General features: G+C 29.7%; 9 protein-coding genes. 4 read left to right on the top strand and 5 right to left on the bottom strand.

Translation table 11 applies throughout. The features are described from left to right. Positions 1–80 precede the first annotated feature (80 nt). Genes DIS07_RS02860 through DIS07_RS02850 form a run of 3 tightly spaced genes read left to right on the top strand, consistent with a single transcriptional unit; the run spans position 81 to position 5,883 of the window. The gene (locus DIS07_RS02860) at positions 81–3,170 is read left to right on the top strand and encodes a hypothetical protein (RefSeq protein ID WP_109403702.1); all 3,090 of its coding nucleotides are present in this window, start codon (positions 81–83) and stop codon (positions 3,168–3,170) included. Continuing rightward, complete coding sequence (locus tag DIS07_RS02855; RefSeq protein ID WP_109403701.1) at positions 3,170–4,375, top strand: hypothetical protein; 1,206 nt, start codon at positions 3,170–3,172, stop codon at positions 4,373–4,375. Before DIS07_RS02860 ends, DIS07_RS02855 begins: the two co-directional genes overlap by 1 nt. Continuing rightward, entirely contained in the window at positions 4,369–5,883 is a 1,515-nt protein-coding gene (locus DIS07_RS02850) for a glycoside hydrolase 5 family protein (RefSeq protein WP_109403700.1), read from the top strand. The genes DIS07_RS02855 and DIS07_RS02850 overlap by 7 nt, the downstream gene beginning before the upstream one ends. Before the next feature lie 45 nt (positions 5,884–5,928). Here the strand turns inward: DIS07_RS02850 and DIS07_RS02845 are convergent, their stop codons facing one another. From DIS07_RS02845 to DIS07_RS02830, 4 genes are all read right to left on the bottom strand, one after another. Next, positions 5,929–6,825 carry a restriction endonuclease gene (locus DIS07_RS02845; RefSeq protein WP_109403699.1) on the bottom strand — a complete coding sequence of 299 codons (897 nt, stop codon included), beginning with the start codon at positions 6,823–6,825 and terminating at the stop codon, positions 5,929–5,931. A 184-nt stretch (positions 6,826–7,009) separates the two neighbouring features. Further along, positions 7,010–8,218 (bottom strand): glycosyltransferase, encoded by a 1,209-nt coding sequence (locus tag DIS07_RS02840; protein ID WP_109403698.1) that lies wholly within the window; start codon positions 8,216–8,218, stop codon positions 7,010–7,012. A gap of 393 nt (positions 8,219–8,611) precedes the next feature. Beyond that, positions 8,612–9,856, bottom strand: a complete 1,245-nt coding sequence (locus DIS07_RS02835; protein ID WP_109403697.1) for an oligosaccharide flippase family protein — start codon at positions 9,854–9,856, stop codon at positions 8,612–8,614. An 8-nt stretch (positions 9,857–9,864) separates the two neighbouring features. Further along, positions 9,865–10,140 carry an STAS domain-containing protein gene (locus tag DIS07_RS02830; RefSeq protein ID WP_109403696.1) on the bottom strand — a complete coding sequence of 92 codons (276 nt, stop codon included), beginning with the start codon at positions 10,138–10,140 and terminating at the stop codon, positions 9,865–9,867. 187 nt (positions 10,141–10,327) lie between these two features. Between DIS07_RS02830 and DIS07_RS02825 the strand changes: the two genes are divergently transcribed. Further along, complete coding sequence (locus DIS07_RS02825; protein ID WP_181374519.1) at positions 10,328–12,391, top strand: tetratricopeptide repeat protein; 2,064 nt, start codon at positions 10,328–10,330, stop codon at positions 12,389–12,391. Positions 12,392–12,445: 54 nt separating this feature from the next. Here DIS07_RS02825 and DIS07_RS02820 read toward each other — a convergent pair whose 3' ends face one another. Further along, entirely contained in the window at positions 12,446–14,887 is a 2,442-nt protein-coding gene (locus DIS07_RS02820) for a DUF4114 domain-containing protein (RefSeq protein WP_109403695.1), read from the bottom strand. Positions 14,888–14,922: the final 35 nt, after the last annotated feature.

Here is a 14,922-nt window from a genome sequence, read left to right as displayed (position 1 = left end):
GACGAATGGCATTTTCCTTTAGTTAAATAAATTTTAACGATATTAGAAATCCGATTATCTTTACATAAGATAATTTGTGTATGAAACAAAAGACCAATACTTTTTTAATTGCCGCTTTACTTTTTGGAGTTGCTTTTCATGGTGCTGCTATTTTTTTTACACTAGAAACCACCTATGATGCATTAATTCATTTGTTTTTTGCAGATCATTATGCTAATAGTTGGTTTGAACCCTGGAGTTACAAATGGTATACTGGTTTTACAGTAATGAGTTATCCGCCTTTAGTACATCAATCTATTGCCGCTTTATCTTTAATAGGAGGCTTGAAATTTGGATTGTTTACAGTTGCATTAATAGGTATAGTGCTCTTTATTACGGGTTCATATCGTTTTTCTTTATTAATGACTGGAAATAGAAAAGTAGCAGGCTACACCGCTTTATTTGCTTCTTTATCTTCATCATTTTTAGAAACCTTACATGTTTTTGGGCAGTTACCTAGTATTGTTGGTATTTCTATTTTAATGCATGCATTACCCGAAATTTATTTATGGTTAAAAACCGGTAGGTATCGATACTTGTTTACATCATTATCGCTTATTGCGGTTACCGTAACTTCACATCATGTTACTCCTATTTTTGGAATGGTCTTTTTCATATTTCCTTTAATTGGAACAGTGATAATGGATAAATCTAGAGAAAAAGTGACTTCATATAAAGAAGTGACTTTCAAAATATTTATAAGAGTTTTTTTTAAACAACTTAAACGAAATCTTTTATTTGGATTTTCATCACTCTTTCTAATTGTATTTTGCATTTTTCCGTATTGGATTAATTCTAAAAACAACCCCATAACTCAAGTCCCAATTCCTCATGGTTCTAGAGATAATTTTCTCGAAATTACCTCTTCTGGTTTGGTGTTCTTTTTTATTCCTTGGGGAATCATATTATTGTTGCTGCCTTATATTTTTTACAGATATTTTAGCAAACGTTATCTATTTTTTGGTCTTTCTATAGCCATGTTAACGGTTTTGGGCACAGGAGGTACCACGCCAATTCCTAAACTCATTTTAGGTGAAAATGCATTTAATATTTTAACCTTAGATCGATTTACTTTATGGGCATCAATTATGTCTTTACCAATGATTGGTGAATTTATTTTTCGATTGATAAATGGCGATTTAAAGATATTAATGGTTTCAAAATTTGGAGCGGTTTACCATAAATTATTTGCTGGATTTCTGGCTAGTCTTTTTTTGGCAATGGTAGTTTTTACAATGAGTCTTGGGTATTTTAGGCCTTCACAACCACAAAAAATTAAAATGTTACCTATTGTTAACTTTTTAAACCAAGATCAACATGATAAATGGCGCTTTTTAACCTTAGGTTTTGGTGATCAAATGGCGTGGTTGTCTGCACAAACTAATGCCATGACTGTTGATGGCAACTACCATTCTGCAAGAAGATTGCCAGAATTAACAACAAGACCTATAGAACGCTTAGAAAATTCTAAATTTAAAGGAGTTGCTGGTATTGGTTCGTTGCAACAATTTTTAACCACTCCAGAAAAGTATAATTTAAAATATGTTTTTTCTAATGATAAATTCTATGATCCTATTTTGTATTTCTGTGGATGGCAACGGCTACCGCCTTTAGAAAACGGAATTATGGTTTGGGAAAAACTAAATGTACCTCCTCTGTCTTCTATTTTACCAAAAGAAGATGTGGCTAAAAGTTTAAAGTTACTTTGGGGAATTATTCCTTTTTTAACCGTAATCATTGCTTTTATTTTAAACATCCAATCCGTTTTTTTACAGAGTTTAAAACTTAGCAATTTTAAACCAAGCGATTTTCAAAACTTCAAACTAAAATTCACTAAATTTCCTTCAAAGTTATTGCTTTCCATACATATATGGAGTGCAATTGTACTGTTCTTTTTTGGGTATGGAATGTATATATTCTATTTAAAAAATGATACTCAAAGAACTCCAGAAAACGCAATTATGGCATATTACGATGCTTTAGATTTTAAAGAGTTTGAAAAGAGTTACAAACTTATCAATCCGAAAAATAAAAAAACGATTGCTCAGTTTATGTTAGAAGTTTCTGTAACTGATGGAATTTTAAATTCTTACGGAAAATTAGATGCTATTTCTACAGAAATTATCAAACAAACAGATAGTTTTGCTGCCGTTAAGGTGCTAACACAATGGATTACACCTTTAGAGAAAATTAATAAAACCATATACAAAGACTTGATTAAAGTTGATGGGAAATGGTATATAGAACCTACCAAAATTGAGCAAGACTTACCTCCAAATCAATTGTACAGTAAAAATAGTACCCAATATTTTAATCAAGGTAGAAGACGTGTTACCACAGAACATACCTACCATGAAGATGTTTTAAAACAACCTGTTTTAGAAATATTAAAAGCCAAATTGGTAAAAGTAAATAATAGTTATGCAATTATTGGCGAAATTCAAAATATAGACAATGTACCTGCAGATGTGGTTTTAAAAGGAACGTTATATAATGACGACAATAAAGAATTAGCTACCTATAACGCCAAATACCATGTAAAGCATAAACTAGTGCCTAAAGAGGTTACTAGTTTTAGAATAGATTTTGAAGGAATTGCTTGGTCAAAAATACAAGATTCTATTCCAAAAACGTTTAATCCAGATGAGTTTACGCCTGTAGCATTTGAAGAACAACCCACCAAATTTAACTTACAAGCAGCTGGTAATGTAACCAATTCTGATTTGTATAAAGATGCTACAATAAGTGATGTAAAAGTAGAAAACCAACATATTACTGGAACTATTTTCAATGCAGGATTGCAACAAATAACCATTCCACAATTAATTGTTTCGTATTATAACGATGCTAAAGACTTGGTTTGGGTAGATCAACTAATTGTACAAAATGCCATTAGACAAGAGCGTAAACAACATTTTAAATATACGTTATTACAGGATAAATTGATTACAACAATAAGTAACAATATGGAAAATTGTTTAGTAAATGGTTTGCCGAATTCAGACATTGCTAAAGAAATTGTAAGAGAACGAATTGTAAATCACTCTTACAATCAATTGCAAAAAACTAATAATGATATCTATAAATTTATTAAACTAGAATTAAACAATTTTATTGGAAGTCCAAGATAATGAGAAGTTACATTTACATAACCATCTTTTTTTTATCCACATTAAGTGGAGTTGTAAGCGCACAAGAAAATATTTCTTTCTTGAGCTCTCAAACATCTTTTATTGCTGGAGATAAGGTTGCTTTAAAATTTAAAACCAATGATGCAACACCAAAGTACAAGATGTATTGTACAAATAGTTATGGAAGTACGGTAATAAAAAGTAAAACAATAAATGGAGGAGTCCTTTTTGAACTTCCAGAACATTTTACCAAAAAAAGAGGACTTATTTATTGGAAAGTTTTTCAAAATAAAAAAGTTAAAATTAAAGGAGCTATTTACATTAACCCTAAAGAAAAACCTAAATCTTTAGAAATGTATTTAGGTCCACCAAGTATAGAAGCTGGTGGTAACGATTTTACCATGTTGGTTACCATTCCTACAGATTCGCTAGACAATCCTTTACCCGAGAACACTAGTGTTAATTTAAAAACCCAGTTTTTAGCCACTAAAAATAAGACCAAAATACAGACCAAAAATTTAATTGCCTATCGTAACATTTATTCACCTTTAAAATCTGGTAGAATGTTATTATCGACCAATCATCAACAAAAAAATTCAACAGAATTCGATGTAACTATTGTACCTGCTATTCCAAAAAACTTTCAAATTTCTTTTGATAGAAATCATAACTATGCAGATGGAAACCAGATAACTACTTTTTATACTTCTGTATTAAAAGACAAAAACAACAATATTGTTAGTGATGGTACTTTTGTTTACTTTTTTATTACAGATACAGAAAATGCAGTCTTACAAACATATGGGCAAACCTTAAATGGTGTTGCCAAGGCAAAAATGATTCACCCAGACAAAGCATCTAATTGGAAGGTTAAAGCTTTTATAGAGGGTATTTCTGAAAGCAATTCATTAGCTATATCTTATGAAAAAGCTGTAAAAGATTTTAATATATCGCTATTTAAAAACAATACTCAGGTTAAAGTGGGACCTTTTACAAGTTTTATGAATCAGATGATTCCTGATGGATTGCAAGTAACTTTAACTGTATTGCAACAAGACAAAATTATAAAAACATACCATGCAGAAACACGAAAAGGTTTTGTAAATTTTATACTTAACAAAAACTTTTTTAAAAAAGGTACATATACCTTTAATATAGAAGCAGCTGGTGTAATTAAAAATATAGAAAACATTTCTTTATGGTAATTCATAATAAATTACTTATTCGTGCTATTTTAATAAGTTCTTACATAGTACTTAGTGCTATTGTATTGTTTTTAATTAGTAGTGTTTTATCTTACTTAAACACGGGTGCAGACAGAAGCAAACTACTACATACACAAGTTTATAAAGAAGACAATTACACACCTCAATTATTTTGGAAAAACGATGGTAATGAGGGTAGAAACATAAGCGCTCAAGTTTTACAGGAAGTAGAAAGTAATTATTTAGATGCTTGGTATGTAAAACAAGTGGCCTACAGAGAAAATAAAAAAACAGGAATAGAAGATTTTTACACTAAAAATGCTAGAAAAAACCTTTACGCTACTATTAATGACAATTTAAAAAGTAGAACCTATTTTGAGTCTACTACACTAACACACAATCCTGATATTTTATTCTATAGTGAAGATGGGCAATTGATTGTTTTAGAGGATAAAAAAGTTGTAGAACACAAGAAAGTTTTTCAAAACGAACAACAAATTTTAGCAACTACAGAGCAAGCTGATTACAAACATATTTTGTTGTTAGAAGATGGTTTTTGGAGGGTAAGACATAGTATTAAAGAGCATGTACAACCTTTTGACAAAAGAATTAAAAAAACCCCACCAGATTCGTTGTGGATTAAAGGAATTAACTATTATCCTCAAAAAACACCTTGGAATATGTTTGGGGATGATTTTGACGATATAATTATTGCCAAAGATTTTGAATTGATTAAAAAATCAGGTTTAAATTCCATTAGAATTTTTGTGCCTTATGAAGATTTTGGAAAAGCGAAGGTTAAACCAGAAAGGTTAGCCAAACTAAAAACAGTTCTAGATATCGCTTTACAAAAACAATTGAAAGTAGTGGTTACCTTATTTGATTTTTATGGCAATTACGATGTTTTAGATTGGACACTTACCTACAAACACGCTAGCAAAATTGTTACTACATTTAAAGACCATAAAGCTATTTTAGCTTGGGATTTAAAAAACGAACCCAACTTAGACTTTAGCTCTAGAGGAAAAGAAAATATAATTTCTTGGTTAGAATATTTATTGATACTTATTAAATCTATTGATGAAATACATCCTGTAACCATAGGTTGGTCTAATATAGAAAGTGCATCAATTTTAAGCGACAAAGTAGATTATGTATCTTTTCATTATTATGAAGATATAGAAAATTTTGAGACTAAATATCTAGCTTTAAAAAAGCAAATACCTAATAAACAGCTTATTTTACAAGAATTTGGTCTGTCTTCTTATGGTGGTTTTTGGAGGCCATTTGCAAGTTCAGAAAAAGAGCAAGCTAACTATCATCAAACAATGCAAAAAGTATTGTCTAAACACAACATTCATTTTATGTCATGGACCTTGTACGATTTTGAAAATGTACCCCAAAGTGTTGTCGGTAAATTGCCTTGGCGCACCAACCCGCAGAAAAAATTTGGTTTTATTAGAAGTGATGGTTCTAAAAAACCATCTTTTGAGTTTATTTGTGAGTAAGAGTTTTAAAACAAAAATTATTCAATAACAAAATATTTATTAAAGCTACTCTCCTTCAAAAAAATCATTATCAAGTTCTTTAACCTCATAAGTTAATTTAACCTGAACCCCAACATTGTATTGATGCATTAAGTCAACTAATTTTGAACCATCAATTAATATTATTGAATGATGTGCTTCTCTAGCTTTTTTAATAGCAGCATTATCAAAAGTCGAAGTTGTTATAAATACACCTTTTGTTGTATCTCCACTCATAGCTCCAATAAAATTTCGAATATCTTTTTCTCTAACTTTATTTTCAGTATATCTTTTTGCTTGAGTGTATATTTTTTCTAAACCTAATTTATCTTCATTTATAATTCCATCAACACCACCATCTCCAGATTTTGAAGTCTCAATAAAATCTCCATATCCCATTTTTTTTAATAAAATTAAAATTACCTTTTCAAAAAAATATGGATCAAGTTCTTTTAATTTATCTAATAACTCTGTCTTAACTTCAGTTTCAATTGTTGAAAAACCAGTGTCAATTAAGTCTTGAGGTGAAGCATTTTCAACATCAACTGTTTCTAATTCTATTTGATTTTCTTTTTTACTTTGTACTGAAGAACGATGTTGGATAAAATCAGGATCATTTTGGAGGTCAGATAATAAAAGTTTCCCTTCATTTAAAGCATATTTTCCCTTATCAGCTAATTTAACTAAACCTCTTTTTGGGTAAAAAACAAATTTTCCCATTTTTAAATACGATTTTCCCCATAGTATCCTGTCAATTAATACATTTGCTCCCGAGCTAGTTTTTTTATTCATAAGCTCTTTAGGTAATTCAGAATAAAAATTATCTCTAACTTTTCTAGCTAATTCTCTACTACTTATTACTTCAACTGTATTTAGTATTTCTAAGATAGGGATAAAAGTTTCGTGATATTTTGGTAATTCCATATTTTGTTTTCAATTTTAATTAAGTAAACTCAAAATTTATCTTAATATAATAAGTGATAAATAAAAACAGTATTATAATTTTTTGAGATGCAATTTTTTCTTTCGCTTCTAAAAATACAAAAGTCCTATCAAAAAGATAGAACTTTTATAGAAAACTAGCATCTGATATTTTTGAAAATATTCCTTAGGCCTGAGCTACTTTAACTTTTTCTACAGATTTTTTAGCACTAATCTTTGCAAACTCTTCTAAATACATATCTGTAATTCTGCTCATTGGAAAAGCAGTTGCAGCTTTATAATTGGTTTCTCCTAATTCTATTCTATAGGCTTCATTGGTTACAATTGCTTTAATGGCATCTGCTAAACTTGCTACATTTTCTGGTTCAAAAAACTCACCTCTATAACCTTCGTCTTCGATTAACGTAGTCAGGTCACCTAAATTTGGCATAACTACAGCTTTACCATAACTACCTGCTTGATGCAAAACTCCAGAACTTCCTGTAGTTGACGTATAAGGAAAAACAACTACGGCACTTTCTGTAAACAAAGGTGCTACTTCTTCTTCCTCTACATAACCTGTAAACGTTAGTTGCGAAACATGTTTGTATTGGTTTTTTATATTTTCTAAGTATCCTGGCACGTTCGGGTTGTCTGTTCCTGCAATTACAATTTCTAAATCTAAATGGGTTTCTTTTCTTACTTGTGTTACTGCCTCTATCATAGATTCTACTTTTTTGTACGTACCAAACTTCCCGAAAGTCATGATTTTTAAAGGTCCTTTTGGTAATTGTTGTGATGGATTTTCTGGAATTTCAAACGTACCGTGCGGAATCATTTTTACGTTATCTACTTTGTATTTTTCTTTTAACGTATCTACATATTTATCCATGGTAACCGCAACTAAGTCGGCTTTTAAGATCAATTTTGTTAGGGTCGTTCCAATAAAATTATAGACTTTCTGTGCTATTTTGTTAGCCGTAAATCCTGCACTTTCTAAGTCTACTTGTTCTAAAATATTATGTAATAACACAATCGTAGGGATTCTTTTGATTTTACAAATTAAGGGTAGCGCTAAGCCTAAAGCTGCTGCTATCTTTTTATCGCCAAACTTCATAAATTGCAAGTTGAACAATACAGCATCTGGTTTGGTTTGGTTGATGGCTCTAGTAACATTTACAATGTTTGCATAACTGTTAAACTTCCAACATTCTTTAACGGTAATCTTACATCCGTTTTCTTCGAAATTAAGATCTTTTTCTTCTGGAGTTTCATCTGTTAATAATATAAGTTCTGTAATGGTTTCTTTGGTTCTAAAACTTTTTACTAAGTGATATGCATACTCATTTAAGGTTACTTTACTAGGTGGAAATGCGGTTACGATTGCTAATTTCATGATGTTTTGTTTTTTAATTATAGGACAAATTTCAGGGATTTTTACGTTGTAAAAGGGCAACTAAGGTTTAAATACGGTTATGTATAGACGATTGGAAAAGATGTTAAGACGTTTCATTTTATCGAATGATAATAGTCTTGGAGATGCTTAGACTAAAAGCGATTAATCAAAATGTATTAAGGTATTCTATTTTTTAAATAGCCAAAAAAGAAACAAAAAAGGTTAAGCCAATGAAACTTTGTTTAAGCTTTTTATTCAACTACTAATTTTAGAAATTTATTGTCACTTAATCAGTTTGAAATTCTTAAAAGTCGCAATTTCAAATTTTACGACAAATTTTCAATATGTCATAAATTATTAACTAGATAATAGAAGATTATCAAGTAGAGTCCTTTATCGGTTAGAGTCTTTATAGAAAAAATACCCTAATTGAACAACTAACAATAAAACCATTGCCAAAATTTGAACGTGTACTACTTGAGTTAACGATACGTGAAAGAATAATATTAATAGGATTTGCAACATCCCAAAAAGTCCAGAAAGTACTACGGGTACATATTTATCTAAAGACAGATAATAGTAAGCGAATATATTTGAGATTGCAAAAATACCTGTAGCTAATGCATATTTCCATAGTAAAGGAGCGATTTGTAAATACTCTTTTCCGAATAACAATTTAATAATTGTTTCTGGGAAAAGATAACAACCTAGCACAATAGTAATGGCAATAAAAGCAATATATCCCAAATATTTTACTAAAATGGGTAAGGTAGATTTCCCTTCTTTTTTTAATTGAATAACAGAAGGTAATAACAGCATAACAAACATCCAAGCTATAAAATATACAACTCTGCCAATTAATGCCAGTGAAGCATACAAACCAGCTTCGTTTGCATCAAAATAATGTTTTACTAAAAGAATATCACTATTGTTAATGACAATTTGAGTCAACTCATAAAAAGCAGTAATCAAAAAAAAGTTTTTAACTAGTTTCTTTTCTATTGTTGGTAAAGCAATAGATTTTAATTGTAAAAATTGTTTATTCTTAAAAGGAAACAATCCAAAAATAAATGAGCAAAAAATACCGATTGCAATGACTAATGAGGTATCTAAAACTTGTAAAAAAGCTAGTATTAGAAATGTAATACATAGGCGACTAATCATTTCAGTTTGATAGGTTACAGACAATGATTTTAATTCTTTTCTACCTTGAAAAACACCTCTGTTTACACTCATTAAAAAGTAAAAAGGTACTCCCATTCCAAAAACAATAAACATCGATGAAGAGGTAGTTTTAAAGAAGCTTTGTAAATTTGTAGCAAAAAAGATAATTGCTAATCCTAGTATAATTCCTGTTATTAACGCATTTCTAAATGTATTTGAAATAAAGGCTTTAAAAACTGATTTCTCAAAAATAACAGAAAATTTAGCGGTAACCAGCTGGAAGGTCATCGCTACAAAAGAGAGTACCAATAAAAAAGTGATTAATATAGCTGCGTCTGCAAATTTCTCTGGTCCAAGAACTCTACCTAAAACTAAATTGTATAAGTAGTTTCCGCCATTAACCAAAAGTACACTAAGCATAAATAATTGCTCTGGTTGTATTTTTTTCTTGATAAAATCTAATGTTAATTCCATGAGTTTTTTTATGCTACTTGAGAGTTAAAATGATCGTAAATTTCTTTGCATCCGTATCCAACAATAGAAAATGATTTCTCTTTAAAAAGTGCTAACTTTGTAAAGTTTTCTATTGCTTCTAAACCGCTTCTATCTATTTCTTTTACATTATCTATGTTTACCACAATGGCATTGCTTTGAGATAAATTATAATTAAAATAAGTAGAGAAAAAATTTAATGTAGAAGAATTGATTTTTCCATTTAAATGAAACATTCCGTTTTTTTCTGAAATTTGTAAAGACATAATATTTAATTTTATTTGTTATTGATACTGCAAATATCGAATCATAACTCAAAAAAAAGTGTCAACTGTCGGTGAAAGACAATTTACTTTAGACCAGTGTTTCTTCTCTTTTGCTTAGTTAAAAACAACTAACTTTAGTTTAAAGATTAAAAGCTATTGCTTAACTTGCAAGTGTTTAAAAGTTATTATGAAATTAAAATTTAAATTATTATTAATACTGATTTTTATTAGTTCTTTGGGGTTTTCTCAAGATATGAAAGAAGGGTTTAGGTATTTAGAAACAGGTAAATACAAAAAAGCAGAACCTTTTTTTAAGCGCATTTTAGAAGAGTATCCAAAAAATAAAACGGCAAGACTTTGTTATGGGAGAGCAGTCGGACTGAATGGTAAGGCTATAAAAGCAGTAAATTTGTTTACCAATCTTTTGAAAGATTTTCCGAATGATTTTGAGGTAAAATTAAATTATGCAGAATCTTTATTGTGGAGTAAACAATATGATAAAGCCAAAACCTATTATCAAACTCTTATAAAAGAAAACGATAAAAGTTTTCCTGCGTTATTGGGGTATGCCAATACCTTATCTAACTTAAAAGAATATAAAGATGCGCTAGTTTATGTAGATAAAGCATTAGTTATTATTCCTGGTAATCCAAATGCATTGGTTTCTAAAAAATATATGAGATTAGGGTTAGCTAATCTAAAAATACAAACACGAGAATACAAGCGTTCGGAAGAATTACTAAAAGAGAACCTAAAAACCTTTAAGAATGATAAAGAAACTTTACAAAATCTAGCCAATTTGTATTTAATTTCTGAGCAAACAAATAAGGCTAAAAGCGTTTTTGAACAACTTGGAGAAGACCCGGAAAACAATCTTTTATCCTTAAATGGAATAGCACTAACTTATCATTTAAATAATGATGATAAAACCGCACTTGTTATCAGCACAAAAGCATTGAATAATATCAGTGATAAAACAAATGAAACTCTAAAAAATCAAACAAAAGAGCGTTATATACAAGCTTTAATTTGGAACAAGAAGTTTGCTTTGGCAGCTTCAGAAATTAATACACTTTTAAAAGACAATCCAGAACCAGAAAATTGGATATTGTCTTTGAGAGCTACACTTAATATTTATAAAAGTGATTTTAAAAAAAGTCTTGAAGATTACAATATAATTTTACAGAAAGATAGCGCTTCTTTTGATGGTAACTTAGGGAAAGCAAATGCTTTGAAAGCCTCTGGGTTCATAAATCAGGCTTATAAAAGTGCAGAAAACACCTTAAAGTTTTACACTAATCAAAAAGATGCAATGAACTTCATAAAGCAGTTAGATTTAAGCTTTATTCCTTATGTAGAAACAAAAGCTAGTTATTCTTTTGATAATGGAGATAATGTAGCCTACTCTTATAGCGCAAATTCAGAATTATCTTTATCTACTAAGTTCAAGGTTCTAGTAAATTACAATTATAGAACTACCTCTAATGATTTTACAAACATAGAAGCTACTGCAAATAATCTGTTATTTGGTGCTTCTTATCAACTTAAAAATAATATAATTTTAAAAGGGAGTTTTGGTGTTACAGCTTCTAAGTCTGATGTGAATAGTTTTAATCAATTTATAACTGATATCTCGCTGCAAATCAAACCTCTTAAATTGCAAAATTTAGAGTTGGGATATAAAAGAGATATTCAAAATTTTAATGCTGAATTATTAAATAGAGAAATTATTCAAAATAACTTAATTGTCAATTATAGTTTAAATACAAATTTTAATTTAGGATGGTTTACCCAGTATTACTACACATCTCAAAGTGATGATAATACTCGTAATTTACTATTTACTTCATTGTATTATAATATTCTACAAAAGCCTTCTTTAAAAGCGGGTATCAATTACCAAAATATATCTTTTAAAAATCAAGTACCAACAATTTATTTTAGTCCGAGTAAATTTAACGCTGCAGAAATTTTTGTCAATATTATTAAAGATGAAGCAATTGCAAAACCAAAAGAATGGTTTTATGGATTAACAGCTGCAACTGGTTTTCAGTTTATTGAAGATGATGAAAGACAGGGAACTTATCGAGTGCAAGGACAATTTGGGTACAAAATTTCTGAAAGAAGCTTGTTAAACGTTTATGGTACTCGAAGTAATATTGCTTCTGCAACCGCAGCTGGTTTTACATTTAACGAAATTGGGTTACGTTTTAAATGGTTGTATTTAACAAAACCTATTTTTAAAAAATAGGGCAAAAGATTTTTTCTTTTGCCCATTTTACACTCCAAAATAAATGTGGGGGAATTATTGAACTATGAAAGTTCCGGAATGTATTTTATTCTTGTCATCTTTTAACTGGTATTTGTAGATTCCGGTTTTTAGATTAGGTGCTTTGTATTGCACCCTTTTCTTAGAACTATCAGTATTTATATTTTGTACATCCACAACTCTACCCATTAAATCAAATACTTGAATTTTAACAAGTTTTGAATTTGAGGATAATTGTATCGTAGTCTTGTTTGTGAAAGGATTTGGATAATTTTTTACCTTTTGTATCGTATTGGTTGAAAAGTCATTGTTAGATAAAACCATATTTGCTCCAAAAGAAACCTCTTTAATGTTTAAGCTAAAAGGAATTGTATCTTCATAGTTGCTAATTACTGAGAAAACCAATGTTTTAATATTTGTAATTGCTACAGTTTTTCCAGTGGCATCTTTAAAATCATTAAAAGGAATGTTGTATTCTTTTTCTGATTGGTTGACAGGAATTGTATATCTAATTCTATTATTCCAATCTCTCTTTTCCTCTTGCATAATTACAATTTCAACTGGTTGAGAGTTTTGTGTCTTAAATTGTAAAGCTTCATAATTAGTAACATCTAAGGTTAAATCTCCAGGTAAAACGTGTCTGAATAAGTTTACGTTTCCTTTTACAGTTCCAGAAACGCTTACATTTCTATCTATTTGATGAATCTCTTCTTTATTATCAGCTTTGTTCGCATCAATATAAAAATCATTAATAGAAGCATATTCTTCTAGGTAATCTAATCCCCAGGGTCCATCAGCTAAATACAAAGCATCTTTTTGGTCGTTATTATTCGTTTGAATTGAAAAACCAATATCAAATAAAACTCCTGTTTCTATGGTAATTTCTTCTTCATATTCTCCAGATAAAGCTAGTGATGTTTTTACGTTATTCGTATTAGCAATTTCTGTTCTAGAAATATTTCCTTCGAAATTAATTTGACTTTCTTTAGTTTTATTTACAATAGTTAGTTTTAAAAAACCATTTGTGTATGCACCAGATTTTACAAATACATTAGGTGTTAGATTTTCTTTTCTGACACTTTTTAACCCACTTTCTTCTGTGTGCTTATCGATAATAAAGTTAGCAATTGCAAATACTTGAGAGAATGAACTTCCCCAAATTTGAAAGTTTTGATAATCTCCTTTGGGATACTGATCTATATTCCAAAAACTATATAACTCATTTTCTCCTTTATTTAATTTTATAGAAAAACTTAATGTATACTCTTTTTCTCCAGTGGCTCTTTTTATTTTTGAGCTAATAATTTGATGCCCTCTTGTAGTTACAGTTCTAATATCTTCTAAACTTGAGTTGTTTAAACGATCGCAAATCATTTTGGAATGGTCGTAAATAGAACCTTCTGTTTTTGTTGCCAATACAGCAGAAACTCTTTTGTCATCTTTATAATAATCTACTGAAAAAATTTCTTTTGCATTGGTAATCGATAACAAATCATCTGGACTAGAAACCTTCGCAATTTCTGTTTGATACATACCTGTTTCGGGTAAGTAGCTGATTAAAGAATTCGTGTTGCCTTTTGCTTGTAAATTGCTTTTTTTAAAATCTTTTTGTTTAGCTCTTAAATTTAGATTATGGGCTTCTTTTTTTCTTTTGAAGTTTCTTTTTGCGATTAAATTTGCTAAAGATCCATTACTTTCTAAACCACCATCATTTCCTGATGTTATGTTATTAGATTCAGAAATATCTGCACAGTTTTTTGTGTTAATTGCTGAGTAAGGATTTGCTGTTACATAAAAAATTGCATCATTAAAATCGTTATCGCAAGAACTTTTATCTCTTCTAATATCTTCGAAACCTAAAATAATCCGCTCATTATCTGGATCTGCTAATAATACATTATGATGTCTTAACTCCTCTTTTGCTTCTGGGTTAAAATTTGGATTAGAATACAATTTCCAAAGTCCTTCCCCAACATTCTGATTTCTAGAATTCCACGCGTTGGCTAATAAAACCCAACCAATGCCAGTACCAGCCTCAAAAGTTCCCAGTTTAACTTTATCACCGACTTGTAATCCACCACCGCTGCCTAGAGCAGAAACATTTGGAAAAATTATAGTAATATCTTCTTTTGAAGGATTTGTTGTTGGTGGGTTATCTAAAGGATAAGTATAAAAACCTAACACATTTCTATACCCTGCACCTTCTGCTACAAAAGTTACCCAAACATCAGCTTTTGCTTCAATTCGAATATCTGTTTCGTAACCAGATGTAATATATTGTGGATTGTAATCTGGAACAGGATAACTCTCAGGTAGAGAATCATCAATCATTTGTAATGTTTCTACAGAAACATTATCTCCTGGGTTTTCTAAATACAAAGGAGTACCATCAGAGGTATACTCTCCAAGGTAATTATAAGTTTGTGCATTTAATAATGTTGTGATGGTAAAAAATGTAATAAGTAGTATTTTTTTCATAATATTTATATTCAATACCACAAAATTAACCGGTA

Origin of the sequence: Polaribacter aquimarinus, from assembly GCF_003129485.1 — a bacterium.
GTDB classification, from domain to species: Bacteria; Bacteroidota; Bacteroidia; order Flavobacteriales; family Flavobacteriaceae; genus Polaribacter; species Polaribacter aquimarinus.
Note: the sequence above shows the minus strand (reverse complement) of the source record. Positions and strands in the feature narration are given on the sequence as shown.

Excerpts from the sequence above, each read along its gene's own strand:
- DIS07_RS02860 (WP_109403702.1), top strand. The coding sequence starts at position 81 with ATGAAACAAAAGACCAATACTTTTTTAATTGCCGCTTTACTTTTTGGA.
- DIS07_RS02855 (WP_109403701.1), top strand. The coding sequence starts at position 3,170 with ATGAGAAGTTACATTTACATAACCATCTTTTTTTTATCCACATTAAGT.
- DIS07_RS02850 (WP_109403700.1), top strand. The coding sequence starts at position 4,369 with ATGGTAATTCATAATAAATTACTTATTCGTGCTATTTTAATAAGTTCT.
- DIS07_RS02845 (WP_109403699.1), bottom strand. The coding sequence starts at position 6,825 with ATGGAATTACCAAAATATCACGAAACTTTTATCCCTATCTTAGAAATA.
- DIS07_RS02840 (WP_109403698.1), bottom strand. The coding sequence starts at position 8,218 with ATGAAATTAGCAATCGTAACCGCATTTCCACCTAGTAAAGTAACCTTA.
- DIS07_RS02835 (WP_109403697.1), bottom strand. The coding sequence starts at position 9,856 with ATGGAATTAACATTAGATTTTATCAAGAAAAAAATACAACCAGAGCAA.
- DIS07_RS02830 (WP_109403696.1), bottom strand. The coding sequence starts at position 10,140 with ATGTCTTTACAAATTTCAGAAAAAAACGGAATGTTTCATTTAAATGGA.
- DIS07_RS02825 (WP_181374519.1), top strand. The coding sequence starts at position 10,328 with ATGAAATTAAAATTTAAATTATTATTAATACTGATTTTTATTAGTTCT.
- DIS07_RS02820 (WP_109403695.1), bottom strand. The coding sequence starts at position 14,887 with ATGAAAAAAATACTACTTATTACATTTTTTACCATCACAACATTATTA.